Origin of the sequence: Microbispora bryophytorum, from assembly GCF_006874465.1 — a bacterium.
Classification (GTDB): domain Bacteria; phylum Actinomycetota; class Actinomycetes; order Streptosporangiales; family Streptosporangiaceae; genus Microbispora; species Microbispora bryophytorum.
In genome coordinates this window covers 169,511-185,905 of the sequence record NZ_VIRL01000009.1, presented here as the reverse complement: position 1 = coordinate 185,905, position 16,395 = coordinate 169,511, and the positions used below count along the sequence as shown (strand labels likewise).

The following is a 16,395-nucleotide window of genomic DNA, read 5'->3' as shown; positions in this document are numbered from 1 at the left end:
ATTCAGGTCAGGAAGGCGGCGACCGCGCTCCATGAGGGGTCCTCGGCCACGTCGACGCGGGCCTGCCCCTCCTTCCACTCGGCCGCGGCCTCCTCGACCACGGGCGGCACGGCCGCCGCGGGGTCGGCGTAGACGTGCAGCACCCGGCTGCGGTCGGCGGTCAGGTGGGCCGTCAGCACGGCGGAGCCGAGCGCGGCCAGGCGCTCCGTCAGCCGCTCCTCGAAGTCGCGCAGCGCGTCCAGGGAGGCCCCGGCGGGCAGCCCGTCGCCGTCGGCCTCCCGGTAGGGCAGCGTGACGGCGATGTGCTGGTCGAACAGCGGGAAGTCGACCGGCCGGAGGGGATAGCGGGCGGCGGCGGTCAGCCGGCCGCCGGTGGCGGTGGTGCCTTCGAGGAGCGCCCACTGCTCCTCCGCGAAACCCTCCGCCACGTCGGCGACGACGGCGGGCAGATGGATCGCGGGGAGGGCGTCGATCGGCTCGAACTCCGCGGCCACGATCTCGCCCACCCAGCGGGCCACCTCGTCCTCGCCCAGCAGCCAGTCGAGCGCGAGGAAGGCCGCCTCCGTCCGCGTGTCGTCGTCGACGTCGGGGAAGATCGGGTGGAATGCGGTGACGTCCACGCGCGGCGCGCCGGGCGGCACGCGCAGCGCCACCACCAGCCGGTCGAGCCCGAACTCGCGACCGCCGACGTCGACCGTCAGATCCGCGGCCTGCGGGTTCGCCTGCCGCGACGGATGGAACTCCCACATCGCGTCCGCCGGCGGCGCCGCCAGGGCCCACCGGTGGGCGAACGGCCGCAGCTCCGGGTCGTTCGACGCGCTGACGACCAGGGCGTTCACGGCCATGCGGCCGGGAGCGATCTCCCAGACGAGGGACGGATGAAGGGCGGTGACGGCGGGGCCGATCAGCTCGAACAGGGCCTCGGGGTCCTCCGCCTCGACGCCCGCGTCGATCTGGGGCCGTGACTGATCCCACCAGGTCCAGAATGCCGCGATGGCCTCGGCGGGGTCGGCGGACTCGCTCTTGCGCCCGAACACTCGCATGACCCCGCATCCTGGCAGCCCGCCCGCCCCGATGCCAACGCGGGCGCGGCTCCGCGGGCGGTAACCTCGAACTGTTATGGGTCCCACACGAAAGCTCCGCGTCCTCGCCGCCATGTCCGGCGGGGTCGACTCCGCGGTGGCCGCCGCCCGGATCGCCGAGGCGGGGCACGACGTCACCGGCGTCCATCTGGCGCTGTCGTCCAATCCGCAGTCCTACCGCACCGGCGCGCGCGGGTGCTGCACCCTGGAGGACGCCCGCGACGCGCGCCGGGCGGCCGACGTCATCGGCATCCCCTTCTACGTGTGGGACATGGCGGAACGGTTCCATCGTGACGTGGTCGAGGACTTCGTCAGCGAGTACGCCGCCGGGCGCACCCCCAATCCCTGCCTGCGCTGCAACGAGAAGATCAAGTTCGAGGCGGTGCTCGACCGGGCGCTCGCGCTCGGCTTCGACGCCGTCGCCACCGGCCACCACGCACGGCTGGAGGACGGCGTGCTGCGGCGCAGCGTCGACGAGGCCAAGGACCAGTCGTACGTGCTGGGCGTGCTCACCCGCGCGCAGCTCGCGCACGCGATCTTCCCGCTGGGTGGTTCGACCAAGGCGCAGGTGCGCGAGGAGGCGGCGCGGCGCGGGCTGACCGTCGCCGACAAGCCCGACAGCCACGACATCTGCTTCATCGCCGACGGCGACACCCGGGCGTTCCTCGCCGACCGGCTCGGCGCGTCCGAGGGGCCGATCGTCGACGCGCTCACCGGCCGGGTGGTCGGCAGCCACCAGGGGGCGTACGGCTTCACGGTCGGGCAGCGCAAGGGCCTGCACATCGACCGGCCTGCCGCCGACGGCAGGCCGCGCTACGTGCTGTCGATCGAGCCGGTGTCCAACACGGTCACGGTCGGTCCCCGCACCTCCCTGGAGGTCCGGAGCATCGTGAGCGAGCGGCCGGTGTGGAACGGCCCGCTGACGGAGCCGTACGAGCCGATCACGTGCACGGTCCAGTTGCGCGCCCACGGCGAGGTGTACGGCTGCCGCGCCCAGGTCTCCGGCGGCGAGCTGCACATCGAGCTCGACCGCCCGGCGACCGGCGTCGCGGCGGGTCAGGGCGCCGTCCTCTACGACGGGGACGTCGTCATCGGCTCCGCCACGATCGCGTCGGCCGTCTGAGATCAGGCTCTGAGATTCCGGCCGTCTGAGATTCCGGCCGTCTGAGATTCCGGCCGTCTGAGATTCCAGCCGGCCGGGATCCCGGCCGCCCGAGATCCCGGCCGTCGACATCAGGAGATGTCGACGGACTCCCCGGCCGGGATGCGGCGGAAGTCGGCCTTCTGCTTGTCGGCCTCCATGCCGAGCCAGTTGTCGATCAGCGTCGCGCCGATCTCGTTGACCAGCCCGTCGTGGGTCGAGTAGGCCCGGGCGGGCCGGACGTAGCGCAGATACATGATCATCTCGGCTCCTTTGAGCCACGGCGCGTTGGTCGGCACGAGCAGCGTGGGCACGTCGCGCCCGGGCGGCGTGAGGGCGTCGCCGGGGTAGAACACCTCGTCGTCCACGAAGAAGCCGACGTTCTGCACGGGCGGGACGTCGGGGAGGTTGAGCGCGTGCCACTCGCCGACCGCCTGCACGTGGAAGCCCGCCGTGTCGAAGGCGTCCCCGTGGTTGACGACCTGGACCTTCGCCGGGATCTGGCCGAGCTGGTCGGCGACCGCCTGGCAGGTGAAGATTTCCAGGTCCGGGCTCGCGTTCTTGAGCAGACTCGCGTCCACGTGGTCGAAGTGCTCATGGGTGACGAGCACCGCGTCCGCGGCGTCGAGGAGTCCCTCGCCGCTGAACGAGCCCGGGTCGATGACGAGCGTCCGGCCGTCCTTCTCCAGCCGCCAGCACGCGTGTCCGAGTTTGGTGAGTTTCATAAACCCTAAGCTAATGAACGTGAGCGACTATCCATGGCCTCGGGCCACGGCCACCGGGGTGGGGTCCTACCCGGGCGAGGACCATCTGGAGGCGGTCAGGACGGCCTTCGGCGAACTGCCCATGCCCTACCTGCCCGAGCTGCCCGGCCGGGGCGTCGGCGCGGACATGATCGGCCGTACGGCGTCTCTCCTGGTCGAGCTGCCGGTGGAGGTGCAGCCGTCCGGCTGGCGGCTCGCCGACCGGCCGGGACGGGACTTCAGGCGGGCCAGGGACCACCTCACCCGTGACCTCGACGGCCTGGAGGAGGTCTCCCAGGGTTACCAGGGGCCGTTCAAGATCCAGGCATGCGGGCCGTGGACGCTCGCCGGAGCGATCGAGCTCAGGTACGGCGACAAGGTGCTCGCCGACACGGGAGCCGTACGCGACCTGACCGAGTCGCTGGCCGAGGGGCTCGCGCGGCACGTGGAGGAGGTCCGGCGCCGGATTCCCGGAGCCGACCTCGTCGTCCAGATCGACGAGCCGGGGCTGCCCGGGGTGCTGGCGGGCACGGTGCCGACCGCGTCCGGCTTCGGGCGGCTGGCCGCCGTCGACTCCCCGATCGCGGCCGAACGGTTGAGGACCGTGCTGTCCGCGCTCGCACCCGCCTTCCCGGTCGTCCACTGCTGCGCGCCGGGCGTGCCGTACGAGGTGATCCGTACGGCGGGCGCGCGGGGCGCGTCGGTGGACGCGGCGCTGCTGCGCCGCCGTGACGAGGACGCCATCGGGGAGACGATCGAGAAGGGGCTCGCGCTGTTCCTCGGCGTCGTGCCGGGGACCGACACCCGGCTGGCGGACGTCGGGGTGGTGGCCAAACCGGCGGTCGAGCTGTGGCGGCGCCTCGGCTTCCCGCCCGCCCGGCTCGCCGAGCAGGTCGTGCTCACCCCCTCCTGCGGCCTGGCCGGGGCCTCGCCCGCGTACGCCAAGGCGGCGCTGGCCCGGTGCAGGGAGGCGGCCCGGGTGCTGAGCGAGGACCCCGGCGAGTAAGGCCGCCGTGGTCCGCGGCCGACCGGCCGATGCGAGCACGGCGAGGGCACGGTGGACGAGGGCACGGTGGACGAGGGCACGGTGGGCGAGGGCGCTGGGAACGGGTCTGGACCCAGGGAGGCTGACCCTCGGGCCGGTTCCCCTCCATCCGCGGCGACCGGCCCGAGTCGCCCGGGCAAAAAGGAATGAAAGTGGGCGACAAGCGGTCTACCGTGATTCTCGATCGCTCCTGAAGCGAGGGGCCGTGCTGGTCTGGAGCGGCCTTCCCGCCGAGTGATCCGGCGGGGGCCGCCCACGTCCTCGGCGCGGCCCCCGCCCCGTCCTTCGCTAACTGTCAGTGGCCGGAGATACGGTTGCCCTGGGTGTCTGACGAGGGGAGACGGGCGACGTGACCGACAGGGCTGACGAGACTGACGGGCTCGACCGCACCGGGCTCGATGACGCTGGGCCTGACGACACCGGGCTGGATGACACCGGGCTGGATGACACCGGGCTGGATGACACGGTGCTCGCCGATGAGGCGAACGGCCACGCGGAGGCCGTGAGCGAGGTCGAAAGCGTGACGGGCGCCGCCGAGACCACCGGGAGCGGCAGCGCAGAAGCACAAAGCGCCAGCGGGGGAGCACAGAGCGCGAGCGGGGAAGTGCAGAGCGCGCCGGGCGAGGCGCGGGAGCGGCACGCCGAGCTTTCGGAACTGCTCGGTGACGCCAACTGGCGTTACTACGTGCTCGACTCACCCACCGTGAGCGACGCCGAGTACGACGGCTGGATGCGGGAGATCCTCGCGCTGGAGGAGGCGCATCCCGACCTGCGTACGCCGGACTCGCCCACCCAGAAGGTGGGGGCGCCGATCTCCACCGAGTTCACCCCCGTCGCCCATCTCCAGCGCCTGGAGAGCCTCGACAACGCCTTCAACGACGCCGACCTCGCCGGCTGGCAGGCCAGGGCCGAGCGGCTGATCGAGGCCGACCCCGGGCCCTACCTGTGCGAGCTGAAGATCGACGGCCTGGCCGTGGCGCTCGTGTACGAGAAGGGCCGCCTGGTGCGGGGCGCGACCCGGGGCGACGGGCGCACCGGCGACGACATCACCCCCAACATCCGCACGCTCGGCGACGTGCCGCATCGGCTCGACGGGGACGACGTGCCCGACCTGCTGGAGGTCCGCGGGGAGGTCTTCCTGCCGGTCGAGGGCTTCAAGAAGCTCAACGAGCAGCTCATGGACGCGGGCAAGACGCCCTTCATGAACCCACGCAACTCGGCCGCCGGCTCGCTGCGGCAGAAGGATCCTCGCGTCACCGCGCAGCGGCCACTGCGGATGATCGTCCACGGCGTCGGCAAGTGGGAGGGCGGCGCCCCGCTGCCCGCCACCCAGTCGGCCGTCTACGAGCGGCTGCGTGACTTCGGACTCCCGGTCAGCGACCGCTACAAGGTGGTCGAGAGCCTCGACGAGATCCGCGAGTTCGTCACCTACTACAACGACCACCGCCACGACCCGGAGTACGAGATCGACGGCGTCGTGGTCAAGATCGACCGGATTCCGGTGCAACGGCAGCTCGGTTCGACCAGCCGGGCCCCCCGCTGGGCCATCGCGTTCAAGTACCCGCCGGAGGAGGTCACCACCAAGCTCCTCGACATCCAGGTCGGCGTGGGCCGGACGGGCCGGGTCACGCCGTTCGGCGTGATGAAGCCCGTGGTGGTGGCGGGGTCCACGGTGGAGCGCGCGACGCTGCACAACGCCTCGGAGGTCGTGCGCAAAGGGGTGCTGATCGGCGACACCGTGGTGCTGCGCAAGGCGGGCGACGTCATCCCCGAGATCGTCGGTCCGGTGGTGGACCTGCGGCAGGGCGGCGAGCGGGAGTTCGTCATGCCCACGCACTGCCCGGAGTGCGGCACCGAGCTGGCCTACGAGCGGGAGGGCGACGCCGACCTGCGCTGCCCGAACGCCCGGTCCTGCCCCGCGCAACTGCGTGAGCGGATCTACTTCGCGGCCGGGCGCAACGCGTTCGACATCGACGGGCTGGGCTATGTCGCGGCGACCGCGCTGACCCAGCCGCTGCCGCCGCAGGAGCCGCCGGTCCGCACGGAGGCCGACCTGTTCGACCTGACCATCGAGAAGCTGCTGCCGATCAGGTCGGTGGTCCGCGACCCCGAGACCGGCCAGCCGAAGACCGATCCGGAGACCGGTGAGCCGAAGGTCGTCTCGTTCTTCGCCAACATCTCGGGTGAGCCGAGCAAGAACGCCGAGCTGATCCTCCAGCAGTTGAAGGAGAAGAAGGACCAGCCGCTGTGGCGGGTGCTCGTGGCGCTGACGATCCGGCACATCGGGCCGCCCACGGCCCGCGCGCTCGCCGCGGAGTTCCGCTCGATCGACGCCATCGCCGAGGCGTCGGAGGAGGAACTGGCGGCCGTGGAGGGCATCGGCCCGAGGGTCGCCACGACGATCAAGGAGTGGTTCGCGGTCGACTGGCACCAGGAGATCATCGAGAGGTGGCGGGCCGCCGGTGTCCGGATGGCCGACGAGTCACCCGCTGACGAGGGGCCGCGTCCGTTGGAAGGGCTCACCTTCGTCGTCACCGGGACGCTGGCCGACTTCAGCCGCGACGAGGCCAGCGAGGCCATCGGATCCAGGGGAGGCAAGGTCACCTCGTCGGTGTCGAAGAAGACGAGCTTCCTGGTGGTGGGAGACAACCCCGGTTCGAAGTACGACAAGGCGGTCAAGGCCGGCGTCCCGATTCTCAACGAGGAAGGCTTCCACACGTTGCTGAGCGAGGGCCCCGACGCCGCCCTCGCCGTCGCCGTTACCCCCGAGGAGTGACCCCGGCCGCTCAGCCGGCTGGTTCACCCCCACGGCGCGCATGATCGCGGCGGCTCCGGTCCCGTAGAAGCGGGGAATACGCCGATGCCGTCAGAGCCAGGCGGCCAGCAGATCTTCGGGACCCCAGTGCGCGGCGAGCGGCAGGCCGTCGTCGACACCGGAGCGGGAAACGGCCACCAGCGGAGTGCCGGTGCCGGCGCCCGGAACGGCGAGCATGTCGCGCACCAGGCTTTCGTACTCATGGCGGCCGAACGACCCGTTCTCCAGCCATTTGATCGAGCCGAGGAAGTGGACGTGCCGCGCGACCGGCTCGCGGTCCGCCCCGACGAGATCGATCTCGGGATTGTTCTGCCGGTTCCACCATCCGCCGATGGCATCGGTCTCGGGCCATCGATCGTCAGGAAGAAGCCGCAACAGTGCCTGACGAACGACAGGCTCGACGGCGCGGCCACGCCAGGAGGTCCAGGAGCGTTCGATGGTGGCCAGGACACGTTCGCCCCGGCCGCGCTCGACCAGCGGAATGCCGCGGTCGAGGAAGGCGAGCCAGAAGCGCAGATACGGATCGGCGATGCGATAGCGCTTGTTCTTCGTGTCCGGCTTGGTCGACAGCGGGGTGTCGACGGCCAGCACCCGCTTGCCGATAAGGGTGGACAGCAGCGGCGAAAGAGTGCCGGAGGCCAGGGGGGAGGCGCCACCCGCCTCGGTGGCGATGGCGGAGAACGTGCGCTCCCCGATCCCCACCGCCGACAGGACCGCACGCGAGTGGGAGGTCTCGGGGAACTCCCCGAGCAATGACAGCTCACCGGCCATCAGCAGCGCGGACAGCGGATTGCTCAACGACTCCCGCAGGTAGTCGACGCGGCTCATGCCCGGCTGCCACGCCTGGACCACCTCGGGAAAACCCCCGGTGATCAGAAAGGCGTCGATGGCGTCGGCGGCGTCCAGCCCGGTCATGACGGCCACATCCGCGGGGTGGAGCGGCTGGACGGTCATCTTCGCGGCGCGGCCGAAGAAGGGGCGGCCATAGGACTGCAACGCCTCCATCACCGACAGGTCACTGCCGACCAGGATGAGCAGCACCGGCTTGGCGGACAGATGCCGATCCCAGACCGTCTGCAACGCCCCTTCGAACTCGCGGTCCTGTTCCACCAACCACGGCACCTCGTCGATGACCGCGATGCTCGGCGTCTGGTCGGGCACGGCCACCGCCAGAGCACGGAGTGCCTGGTTCCAGTCTCCGGCCTGCACCCCGGCGATCAATTCGGCACCCGGCAGCGCGGACTGCGCGAGCATGCCGATGAAGTCGGCACGCTCGGCCACCGGGCTACGGCCCCTGGTGGCCTGGAAGACCACGTACGGCACGCCGGCGCGGTCGCAGAACTCCTGAACCAGTCGCGATTTTCCCACCCGTCGCCGGCCGGTCATGATCATGGCGCGCCCGCGAGTGCCGCCCGATCCCTCCGTCACCTGCCGCAACTGCCGATCAAGTAGCGAGAGATCGGCGGCCCTCCCCTTGAATTCCACAGATCGCCTCGATCATACGTAGAACCAATCTAACGTAGGTGCGATCTTACATTGATGGAGGAGCCTGCAGAGGAAGCGCGGGCCGCCGACAACCCCTGAACCTCGCGACGCGCTCTCGCGCCCGGGGAACAGAGGCATCTGCTCTCCTGTTCCTTCGAACGTGGCGACTTCTGCTGATCCGATAGCCCCCGTCCTGCACTACGCGGCCTTCACCACCGATCCCGCCGGCGGCAACATGGCCGGGGTGGTGCTCGACGCCGCCGGGCTGGACGAGGCGGCCATGCTCGCCGTCGCCGAGGAGGTGGGTCATCCGGAGACGGCATTCCTGAGCGCGGCTCCTGAGCACCCTGCCGAGACCGGCCGGACGTTCACCGTGCGATATTTCAGTCCGAAGATGGAGGTGCCGTTCTGCGGGCACGCCACCGTGGCCTCGGCGGTCGCCCTCGCCGAACGGATCGGTCCGGGTGGCCTGGTCTTCGAGACGCAGGCCGGAACGGTACCGGTCGAGGTGACGGCGGACGACGATGGCGTGCTGTGGGCGACCCTGACCAGCGTCGAGCCGTACGTGGAGCCGGTCGGCGACCTCGACGTGGCGCAGGCGCTCGACGCGCTGAATTGGCGGCTCGACGAGCTTGATCCCGGACTGCCCCCGCGGATCGCCTTCGCGGGATCGCGCCACCTGGTCCTGGCCGCCGCCACCCGTGAGCGCCTGGCCGATCTGGACTACGACTTCTCAGGGCTGGCGCAGTACATGACCGACCGGGATCTGATCACCCTGCAACTGGTGTGGCGAGAGTCGGCGGACGTCTTCCAGGTGCGTGATCCGTTCCCCGTGGGCGGGATCGTGGAGGACCCGGCCACCGGGGCCGCCGCAGCCGCGTTAGGGGCGTATCTGCGGGACCTCGGCGAGGCCGGTCCCGCTGCGGTGCTGACCCTGCACCAGGGTGTCGACATGGGACGGCCCGGTCTGCTGCGAGTGGAACTGCGGGACGGGGATACCCGGGTCCGGGTGTCCGGCGCGGCGGTCCGTGCTCCTGCCGGGGGATGACGCGGTCCTACCGGCCAAGCCAGGAGTCGAGCCGATCCAGCAACGCGGGTTCGGCCTTCAATTCGGCGGCGGTGCCGGTGAACACGGCCTGGCAGGGGGTCCGCCAGATCCGCGTCTCGGCGACGGCACCCGTTGTGTCGGCCGCCCACACGACGTCGAGACGGCTGACCGGCGTCGCGGCCCTCGGCCTGCCGCAGTCGACGCGGTTGACGAAGTCGGTGGTGCCCCGGTCGTCGGTCACGCTCTGTATGGTGGCCGCGCTGTTGAGAAGTGCCCGGACGGGTTCGAGACCGTCTCGGACGACCCGGTGGGCGCGCAGCCGCAGATCGTCTCCGTCCGCGCGATAGCGGCAGGCGGTGACCACGGCGAGCGGGCTGGGCAGGAACCGGTCCGTACGGCCCCGGTTGCGGGCCATGCCGTCCTCCGGGAACTCCGGGTCCGGCCGATTGTCGATCTCCGCCACGGCCACCTTGCCCGGGCACGTGGGCGCCGGGACCGCGTCGGAGTCCCTCGCGATCTGGTCCCGGTAGAAGGAGAGGAAGCGGTCCACGGGTTGTCCGCGCAGAAACCGGGTCCGGCCCGCGCTGTGGACCAGACCGCAGTTGCGGTCGAGCACGAGCAGCACGGGCGGGCGGTCGCGGTAGCGCACCGCGAACGACAACTGTTCGCCGTACCCGACGTCCACACAGACCTCGCCGAGGTGCAGATCATCGGGTGGCGTCCGGCCCTCGGTGGCCATCTCGGCCCGCGCCTCCGCCTCCGCCTCATCTCGTGCGGGCAGCGCGTTGAGGATGGCGATCATCTCGGCCACATGGGTGCTGAGGCTACGGTCTCGCCCCGGCCGTGGTGACGGCAGCGGCCCGGGACCATACCTCAACGGCGTGATCAGCTCGCACAGCGTCACCAAGACGGCGCCCTCGCTGGGCACCAGAGGCCCCGGCCGATCGGCGGTCCCTCGCACATCCATCACTGCGGTCGGGCAGCCGTCCGCCTCCAGGAACCACGCGGCCGGCATCTCGACGGGATACGAGGCGGTTGCGGCGAGAAGCAGAACAATCACGACACCGCCGGCCAGGCCGCGCCCGATCCGTTCCCGCCACAAGATCATGAACCGACTGTACGCCAGCCCTCTCCGGCGGAGCCCGAACCCGAGCAGATGCCGGGACCCGCGGCGAAGGGCGCACCGTATGGCAAAGGGCGTGCCGTACGGCAAAGGCCGTACGGCACGCCTGAACTGTGCGGTGGGGATCAGGAGGTGGTGCAGACCAGCGGAGACGGGGTGGAGGGGGTCCCGCTGGAGTTGCCGAGGAAGCCGAACGAGGTGCTGGAGCCGGGGGCGAGGCTGCCGTTCCAGCTCACGTTCGAGGCGGAGATGCTGCCGCTGCTGCCGGTGAGGTTGGCGTTCCACGACTGGGTGATGGACTGCCCGCTGGGCATCGTCCAGTTCACGGTCCAGTTGTTGATCGCCGAGGTGCCCGCGCCGGTCACGGTGATCTCACCCTGGAAGCCGCCCTGCCACGAGCTGACGACCTTGTAGACCGCCGTGCAGCCGCGGTCGCCGGTGAACGTCGGCGAGGCCGAGGGGGACGGCGAGGGGGACGGCGAGGGGGACGCCGACGGCGAGGCCGAGGGGGACGGCGAAGGCGACCGGGACGGAGAGGGAGACGGCGACGGCGAAGGAGACCGGGTCGGAGACGGGGACGGGGACGGGGACGGCGAGGGGGTGTACGGCGCGGCGATCGCCAGGTCGTAGGCCCGCTGCGGCACGAACTGGCCCGCGGGGGCGATGCAGCCGTCGGACTCGCCCGGAGGCTTGACCCACAGGAAGGCGGCGATCGCCGAGTCACCGGTGTTGGTGGTGCTCCAGGCGCCGGTGGCGCGGCCGGCCGGGTCGCACCACTCGCTGCCCACCGGGCCGTTGCCGTTGCGGCTGGTGTCGATCACGGCCTTCAGCCAGGACAGGCCGGTGGCCGCGATGACGTTCTTGGCGTAGGAGATCGTGGCGGTGGTGAACCGGTAGTTGGAGACGTTGAGCGCGATGCCGTCCGCGCTGTTGGCGATGTCGGCGCCCCGCAGCCGGTTGGCCATGTCGGAGGCGCCCACCCAGGCCTCGTTGCCCGCGTCGAAGAAGACCTTGACGTTCGAGGAGGTGGCCTTGAACTTCTTCCCGGCGTACGCCATGGAGGCCTGGACCTCGGCCTGCTGGGAGGAGTTCATGCAGTTCGGCATGATCGACAGGGCGTCGGGCTCCAGGACGATGTAGGCGGGCCGCCCGCCGAGACCGGCGGCGACCTGGTCGATCCACGCGCGGTAGGAGGAGTGGTCGGGCGCACCGCCGGCGCTCGCTCCGCCGCAGTCGCGGTTCGGCATCTCGTACACGACCATGATCGGGATCTTGCCGGCGGAGGCGGCGGCTCCGACGTACGCGTCGACCTGGCTGCGCACGGTCGAGGGGTTGTAGCTGGCGAACCAGCGGCCCTGCGGGACGGCGGCGATGCGGTCCCTGATCACCGAGGCCTTGCTGTCACCGGGGTTGGCCGCCACCCACTTGGCGGCGTTCGTCGTCGGATCCACGTAGAAGGCGGAGTCGGCGGCCTGCGCGGCGGAGGAGGTGAGTACGGTCGCTCCCACCGCGGCCGTGGCGACCGCTGTGAGCACAGCCGCCGTCAATCTGCGAGACATGGAATACTCCGTCCGATAATGTGGGAGCGCTCCCACAGGTGTCTCGGATGGTAAGGAGCCGACGGCAGTCCAAGAAGGGCCACCTAGGGTTCGTTGGGACGATCAACCTAATAGGTGCAGGCGGGCGGGGGATCGGACCTGTGGAGCAATTGAAACTTTCACCGCAGGTCGGGTCAGACCGTGATATCTCCAGAAATCATGGTGACGGAGTGTGCCCAAGCGGTTTCGCGAAGTGGCCCAGAGGCCGTACCCTCCCATAGTGACCTCTTGGGGGGTTTCTTACCGATGACGCTTTCACGCGGTCTTATGCCGTTCGCCGGGGTGCCACGCGTTCTCCTGCCCGTCGTCGACCTGGGCGAAATGTCCGCGCCCGTCGACACCCGGGACACCGGACCGCGCCCCGGCTCGCCCCTGTGGGCCTACCTCACGGCGGTCACCGCCGTCGGTGTCACCGCGTTGGTGATCACGCAGGTACGGCTCGGCTTCGGCGAGCTGGGCGAGGCGGCCCGCACTCCGCTGTTCTGGATGCTGACCGTCCTGGTGGTGCTGGGCGAGCTGCGCCCGGTCACGTTCAGCTCCTCGACGCTGGTCGGGGGCACGCCGACCTCCACGATGTTCACCTTCGCCGTGCTGATGTACCAGGGCCTGCCGACGGCGGTGCTGATGCAGGCGGTCGCCGTGGTGGTCAGCGGCCTGGTGCATCGCAGGGCCTGGCACCGGGTGCTGTTCAACCTCGCCCAGGTGACCCTGGCCTGCACGGCGGCCGCGGCCGCCTTCGCCGCGTTCGGCGTGCATCCGGCGCCCCGCGTGCCCTGGACACCCGACGGCGCGGACATCCCGGCGATCGTGCTGGCCGCGGCGGCGTACTTCGCGGTCCGCGCGATCCTGGTCTGCCAGGCGGTGGCGCTGCACGAGCGCCGGCCGCTCGCCAGGGTGATGAAGGCGTCGGTCGGCCCGCAGTCCCTCGTCTACGGCGCGCTGCTCGGGCTCGCGCCGCTCGTCGTGGTCGTGATGGCGCACTCCACGGCCCTGGTGCCGCTGTTCGTCGCGCCGCTGACCGCGGTCTACTTCACCGCGACGCTCTCCCTGCGCCGCGACCACCAGGCCACCCACGACGGGCTCACCGGCCTGCCGAACCGCAAGATGCTCATCCTGCGCACCGAGGAGGCCCTGACCGAGGCGCGCGAGCGCGAGCGGGTGGGGCTGCTCCTGCTCGACCTTGACCGCTTCAAAGAGGTCAACGACACGCTCGGCCACCCGGTCGGCGACCGGCTGCTGCAGATCGTGGCCCACCGGCTCACCCACAGCGTGCGGCCCGGTGACGTGGTGGCCCGCCTCGGCGGGGACGAGTTCGCGGTGCTGCTGCCGTCGATCAGGGACGCCCAGGCGGCCAAGGAGGTCGCCTCGCGGCTGCGGGTCGCCGTGACCGAGCCGGTACGCCTCGAAGGCATGACCTTCGACCTCGACGCGTCGATCGGCATCGCGCTCTATCCCGACCACGCGCCGGACTTCGAGCTGCTCATGCAACGCTCCGACGTGGCGATGTATCTGGCCAAGGAGGGCCGCACCGGCGTCGAGTTCTACCTGCCGTGCAAGGACCGCAACTCGCCGGAGCGGCTGAGCCTTCTCGGCGACCTGCGCCGGGCGATCGACGCCGACGAGCTGGAGCTTCACTATCAGCCCAAGGTGAGCCTGGAGGACGGCAGGGTCGAGAGCATCGAGGCGCTGCTGCGCTGGTGGCACCCGGTGCGCGGGCCGATCTCGCCCACCGAGTTCATCCCGCTCGCCGAGCAGTCGTACCTGATGCGCGAGCTCACCCAGCACGTCATCGGCCACGCGCTGCGGCAGGCGGCCCGGTGGTGGCACGCGGGCGTCGAGGTGCCGGTCTCGGTCAACGTGTCGGCCCGCGACCTGCTGGATTCGAGCCTGCCCGAGCAACTGGAGTCCGGGCTGGAGAAGCTGGACCTGCCTCCCGAGGCCATCCGCCTGGAGGTCACCGAGCGCATCCTCATGACCGACCAGGCCTACAGCGCCGAGACGATCCGCACCCTGGCCGGTCTCGGCATCCAGCTGGCCCTCGACGATTTCGGCACCGGCTACTCCTCGCTCGTCCGGCTCCAGCGGCTCCCGGTCTCCGAGGTCAAGATCGACGCGTCGTTCGTCCGGCGGCTCGGGGACTCGCCGGACGACGAGCGGATCGTCCGCTCGATCATCGACCTCGTACGGTCCCTCGGGCTGAGGTCGGTCGCCGAGGGGGTCGAGTCGCCGGAGGTCGCGACGCTGCTGCGCGAGATGGGGTGCCAGGCGGGCCAGGGATGGTGGCTGGCAAAGCCCATGCCCGCGAGCGAGGCGACCACCTGGTTACGCGGCCGGCTCGGCGCGGCCTTCCGGGACCGCGAGAGCGGCGGTGCCCGTCTCGCGCCGCACTGACCCGTCACAAATGGCGGCGGCGCATTAAGACCATGTGACGCGGCCTCGTCGGGTCGGCCGCGCTCGGTGGCGAGCCCTAGGATGGGGAGGTCCAATCTCCATCATGAAACGGGTTCGACGACTCATGTCCGCCATAACCCGCGATCAGGTCGCTCACCTCGCCCGGCTGTCCCGGCTGGCACTGGCCGACGACGAGCTCGACCACTTCGCCGCCCAGCTCGACCAGATCGTCGGCGCCGTCGCCCGCGTCGCGGAGGTGGCGGCCGACGACATTCCGCCGTCCTCGCACGCGCTTCCGCTGACCAACGTGTTCCGGCCCGACGACGTGCGGCCCGGCCTCACGCCCGAGGCCGCGCTGTCCGGCGCGCCCGCGGTGGAGGACGACCGCTTCCGCGTGCCGCGGATCCTCGGGGAGGAAGAATGAGCTTGATTCGCAAGACCGCCGCCGAGCTCGGCGCGCTGGTCGCCTCCCGAGAGGTCAGCGCCGTCGAGGTCGCCCAGGCCCACCTCGACCGGATCGCCGAGGTCGACGGCCGGGTCAACGCCTTCCTGCACGTGGACGCGGAGTCCGCGCTGACGCAGGCCCGCGCGGTCGACGAGCGCATCGCCGCCGGTGAGACGCTCGGCCCGCTCGCCGGGGTGCCGATCGCGCACAAGGACGTGTTCACCACGACCGGCATGCCGACGACCGCCGGCTCGAAGATCCTCGAAGGCTGGCTCCCGCCGTACGACGCGACCGTGACCCGCCGCCTGCGCGAGGCCGGTCTGGTGATCCTCGGCAAGACGAACCTGGACGAGTTCGCCATGGGGTCGTCCACGGAGAACTCGGCGTACGGCGCGACGCACAACCCCTGGGACCTTTCCCGGATTCCCGGTGGTTCCTCCGGCGGCTCGTCGGCCGCGGTGTCCGCCTACGAGGCGCCGCTGTCCACCGGCACCGACACCGGCGGCTCGATCCGCCAGCCCGCCGCGGTGACCGGCATCGTCGGCATGAAGCCGACCTACGGCGGCTCGTCCCGCTACGGGCTGATCGCGTTCGCGTCCTCGCTCGACACGCCCGGCCCGTTCGCCCGCAACGTGCTCGACGCGGCGCTGCTGCACGAGGCGTTCTCCGGGCACGACCCGCTCGACTCGACCTCGATCGACGCGCCGGTCCCGGCGGTCGTCGAGGCCGCGCGGCACGCCGACGTGGCCGGCATGCGGGTCGGCGTGGTCAAGGAGTTCGGCGGGGAGGGCTACCAGCCCGGCGTGCTCGCCCGGTTCAACGAGGCCGTCGAACTGCTGGAGTCGCTCGGGGCCAAGGTCGTCGAGGTCTCCTGCCCGACCTTCTCCTACGCGCTGCCCGCGTACTATCTGATCGCGCCGTCGGAGTGCTCGTCCAACCTGGCCCGCTTCGACGCCATGCGGTACGGCCTGCGCGTCGGCGACGACGGCACCCGCAGCGCCGAGGAGGTCATGGCCCTGACCCGGGCGGCCGGTTTCGGCCCCGAGGTCAAGCGGCGCATCATGCTCGGCACGTACGCCCTGTCGTCCGGCTACTACGACGCCTACTACGGGCAGGCCCAGAAGGTCCGCACGCTGATCATGCGTGACTTCGAGGCGGCCTTCCAGCAGGTGGACGTGCTGGTCTCGCCGACCACGCCGACCACCGCGTTCCCGATCGGGGAGCGGGCCGACGATCCGATGGCGATGTACCTCGCCGACCTGTGCACGATCCCGACCAACCTGGCCGGCAACGCGGCGATCTCGGTGCCGTGCGGCCTCGCCGACGAGGACGGCCTGCCGGTCGGCCTGCAGGTCATGGCCCCGACCCTGGCCGACGACCGCTGTTACCGGGTCGGCGCCGCCGTGGAGAAGGCCTTCGAGAGCCGGTGGGGCGGCCCGCTGCTGTCCCGCGCGCCCGCGCTCTAGTCGCCGAGGGGAG

The 16,395-nt window shown here is 71.1% G+C and carries 12 protein-coding genes; 7 read left to right on the top strand and 5 right to left on the bottom strand.

Annotated elements, in window-relative coordinates:
- Positions 1-2: 2 nt before the first annotated feature.
- The gene (locus FLX07_RS18530; protein WP_142572056.1) at positions 3-1,043 is read right to left on the bottom strand and encodes a DUF695 domain-containing protein; all 1,041 of its coding nucleotides are present in this window, start codon (positions 1,041-1,043) and stop codon (positions 3-5) included.
- A gap of 76 nt (positions 1,044-1,119) precedes the next feature.
- On the opposite strand from FLX07_RS18530, the gene mnmA reads away from it, so the two are divergent.
- Positions 1,120-2,205 carry a tRNA 2-thiouridine(34) synthase MnmA gene (gene mnmA, locus FLX07_RS18525; protein WP_142572055.1) on the top strand — a complete coding sequence of 362 codons (1,086 nt, stop codon included), beginning with the start codon at positions 1,120-1,122 and terminating at the stop codon, positions 2,203-2,205.
- Between the two features lie 110 nt (positions 2,206-2,315).
- Here the strand turns inward: mnmA and FLX07_RS18520 are convergent, their stop codons facing one another.
- Positions 2,316-2,948: an MBL fold metallo-hydrolase gene (locus FLX07_RS18520; protein WP_142572054.1), complete on the bottom strand. Its 633-nt coding sequence runs from the start codon at positions 2,946-2,948 to the stop codon at positions 2,316-2,318.
- A gap of 13 nt (positions 2,949-2,961) precedes the next feature.
- Between FLX07_RS18520 and FLX07_RS18515 the strand changes: the two genes are divergently transcribed.
- Both FLX07_RS18515 and ligA read left to right on the top strand, forming a co-directional pair.
- Positions 2,962-3,972, top strand: a complete 1,011-nt coding sequence (locus FLX07_RS18515) for a methionine synthase (protein ID WP_142572053.1) — start codon at positions 2,962-2,964, stop codon at positions 3,970-3,972.
- 643 nt (positions 3,973-4,615) lie between these two features.
- Positions 4,616-6,787, top strand: a complete 2,172-nt coding sequence (gene ligA / locus FLX07_RS18510) for an NAD-dependent DNA ligase LigA (protein ID WP_142572124.1) — start codon at positions 4,616-4,618, stop codon at positions 6,785-6,787.
- A 90-nt stretch (positions 6,788-6,877) separates the two neighbouring features.
- Here the strand turns inward: ligA and FLX07_RS18505 are convergent, their stop codons facing one another.
- Entirely contained in the window at positions 6,878-8,194 is a 1,317-nt protein-coding gene (locus FLX07_RS18505; protein WP_208762266.1) for an ATP-binding protein, read from the bottom strand.
- Between the two features lie 277 nt (positions 8,195-8,471).
- On the opposite strand from FLX07_RS18505, the gene FLX07_RS18500 reads away from it, so the two are divergent.
- The gene (locus FLX07_RS18500) at positions 8,472-9,359 is read left to right on the top strand and encodes a PhzF family phenazine biosynthesis protein (RefSeq protein ID WP_142572051.1); all 888 of its coding nucleotides are present in this window, start codon (positions 8,472-8,474) and stop codon (positions 9,357-9,359) included.
- Between the two features lie 7 nt (positions 9,360-9,366).
- Here the strand turns inward: FLX07_RS18500 and FLX07_RS18495 are convergent, their stop codons facing one another.
- Both FLX07_RS18495 and FLX07_RS18490 read right to left on the bottom strand, forming a co-directional pair.
- Positions 9,367-10,467 (bottom strand): hypothetical protein, encoded by a 1,101-nt coding sequence (locus FLX07_RS18495; protein ID WP_142572050.1) that lies wholly within the window; start codon positions 10,465-10,467, stop codon positions 9,367-9,369.
- 140 nt (positions 10,468-10,607) lie between these two features.
- The gene (locus tag FLX07_RS18490) at positions 10,608-12,041 is read right to left on the bottom strand and encodes a glycoside hydrolase family 6 protein (protein ID WP_142572049.1); all 1,434 of its coding nucleotides are present in this window, start codon (positions 12,039-12,041) and stop codon (positions 10,608-10,610) included.
- A 360-nt stretch (positions 12,042-12,401) separates the two neighbouring features.
- On the opposite strand from FLX07_RS18490, the gene FLX07_RS18485 reads away from it, so the two are divergent.
- The 3 genes from FLX07_RS18485 to gatA all read left to right on the top strand — a co-directional run bounded on the left by FLX07_RS18485 (position 12,402) and on the right by gatA (position 16,382).
- Entirely contained in the window at positions 12,402-14,471 is a 2,070-nt protein-coding gene (locus tag FLX07_RS18485) for a putative bifunctional diguanylate cyclase/phosphodiesterase (protein WP_142572123.1), read from the top strand.
- A 124-nt stretch (positions 14,472-14,595) separates the two neighbouring features.
- Positions 14,596-14,895, top strand: a complete 300-nt coding sequence (gatC, locus tag FLX07_RS18480; RefSeq protein ID WP_142572048.1) for an Asp-tRNA(Asn)/Glu-tRNA(Gln) amidotransferase subunit GatC — start codon at positions 14,596-14,598, stop codon at positions 14,893-14,895.
- Positions 14,892-16,382: an Asp-tRNA(Asn)/Glu-tRNA(Gln) amidotransferase subunit GatA gene (gatA, locus tag FLX07_RS18475; RefSeq protein WP_142572047.1), complete on the top strand. Its 1,491-nt coding sequence runs from the start codon at positions 14,892-14,894 to the stop codon at positions 16,380-16,382. The genes gatC and gatA overlap by 4 nt, the downstream gene beginning before the upstream one ends.
- Positions 16,383-16,395: the final 13 nt, after the last annotated feature.